A 2119-nucleotide genomic window follows, 5' to 3' on the forward strand; every position below is an offset into this window, starting at 1 on the left:
GTCAATCTCCGCGGCGGTCCTCACTCTGGAGCGGCAGTACTGAAAGAGCTCAGTGGATTCAAGAACCTGCTCGACCTCACGGTCGAGTTCGGCCCCTTCACCTGCATCGCGGGGGAGAACGGCACCGGTAAGTCCAATGTCTTCGATGCGATCCAGTTCCTGAGCCTGCTCGCCGACCACTCCATGATCGAGGCCGCCCAGGCCGTACGCGGGACCCATGGCGCACTGCACGGCGACGTGCGCGACCTGTTCTGGAACGGCTACTCGGACGACGAACACCGGATGGAGTTCGCCGCGGAGATGATCGTCCCGGGCGAGGTCGAGGACGACTTCGGTCGGCTCGCCGAACCGACGTCCACCTTCCTCCGCTACGTGCTCCGGCTCGGATACCAGCCGCCGCGAGGTGGGGAGCGCGGTGGCAGACTGACGCTGCTGTACGAGGATCTCAGCCAGATCAGGCCTCGTGATGCTGCGTCGCAACTGCGGTTTCCGCACAGTGTCAAAGGCTTCCGGAACGCCGTGGTTCGCGGTCGCCGGTCGGCTGCGCCCTATATCTCCACGTCTCTTGAGACAGGCGATCCCGTCGTCCAGATCCACGCCGACGGCGGCCGCAGGGGCCAGCCGCGTCCCGCACCGGCGAGCCGTGCACCCCAGACCATGCTCGCCACGGTCAACCGGAATGACGACCCCACCATTCTGGCGGCCAGGCGGGAAATGCAGTCCTGGCGGCGGCTGGCTCTTGAGCCCTCGGCTCTGCGCACCTCGGACCGCTATCAGGACCCCAGCACGATGCAGCCCGATGGCCTCCACCTGCCACGGAGTCTGGACCGGATCGCGCGGGAGAGGTCCCCGGACGACCCCGCGCGGGTTTACTCGCGGGTCGCGGGACGTCTGTCGGACCTGTCGGGCCTTCATGTCCGGACGCTGCACGTGGAGGCCGACGACACCCGTGAGCTGCTCACGATCAAGCTCCACGAGATCGACGGCATGGAGCTGCCGGCCCGTAGCCTGTCCGAGGGAACCCTGCGCTTCCTGGCCCTCTGCGTTCTGCTGGAGGACCCCAAGGCGCAGGGCCTGCTCTGCATGGAGGAGCCGGAGAACGGCATCCATCCAGCCAACCTCCTCGCCATGGTGAACCTCGTACGGGATCTGGCGGTGGACCCCACCGAACCGGTGGGCGAGGACAACCCCTTTCGGCAGGTGCTGATCAACACCCATTCACCGGGGGTCGTGCAACTCGTCGACCCAGCAGACCTGCTCATCGCCGACACCTCCACCATTCCCAGGGAGGGAGGCAAGACCGCGCGCGCCTTGCGGCTTCGGCCGCTGGCCAGCACCTGGCGTACCAGTGGTGCCGAAAAGGGCTACGGCACAGTGGCCGACATCCTCGCGTACCTCACGGCTCCGCCACAGGCCCGGCTGACTCTTGAGGAGAGCGCCTCGTGACCCTTCGCGCCCTCTACCTCTGCGAGGGATCCAGCGACACAGGCCTGCGCTTTCACATCGAGGCGATCGCGGGCGAGATGGGTCGGGAGATCCTTGTCACGGTTCCGGACCTGGACCGCCTGCCGCACAAGCCCGGGCACTCGGTCGGGGGCGAACTGCGAGCCGTGCGGCAGCTCAGCCACGGCGCACAGGAGTACGACCTCGTAGTGATCCATCGTGACTCCGACGGCGATCCCCCGCAGAGACGTCGCGATGAAATCGCCGACGCGGTGGCCTCGGTGAGCCCCAGCTTGGCTCACGTGCCCGTGATCCCCGTACGCATGCTGGAGGCATGGCTGATCCTCGACCATACGGCGATCCGGGAGGTGGCGGGGAATCCCAACGGCAGAGTGCCACTCGGCCTTCCGAAACCGAATCGGGCGGAGTCGGTGGCGGACCCGAAGACATTACTCAAGCAAGCCATCGCCACGGCCAGCGAGGAGAAGGGCCGCGGACTGAAGAAGCTCCAGGCACGCTTTTCGGAGAACCGCGCGCGGCTCCTTCAGATGCTGAATCGCGAGGGGCCCGTCAAGCAGCTCGCATCGTGGCAGTCGTTCACGCACGACCTGAGCGAGGCGCTAACCTCGATCTTTCGTGACGGTCCGTCGGTTCTTTCGGGGGGCCGTTTCGGTTG

2 protein-coding genes are annotated in these 2119 nt (G+C 66.6%); both read left to right on the forward strand.

The genetic code is table 11. The features are described from left to right. The first annotated feature begins 39 nt into the window (after window positions 1–39). On the forward strand, window positions 40–1446 hold the full coding sequence (locus tag DEH69_RS15855) for an AAA family ATPase (protein WP_113687630.1): 1407 nt from the start codon (window positions 40–42) through the stop codon (window positions 1444–1446). Further along, window positions 1443–2119 (forward strand): DUF4276 family protein (locus DEH69_RS15860; RefSeq protein ID WP_113687629.1); only part of this gene is annotated, 677 nt, incomplete at its 3' end. The genes DEH69_RS15855 and DEH69_RS15860, both read left to right, overlap by 4 nt.

The organism is Streptomyces sp. PT12, from assembly GCF_003311645.1.
Classification (GTDB): Bacteria; Actinomycetota; Actinomycetes; order Streptomycetales; family Streptomycetaceae; genus Streptomyces.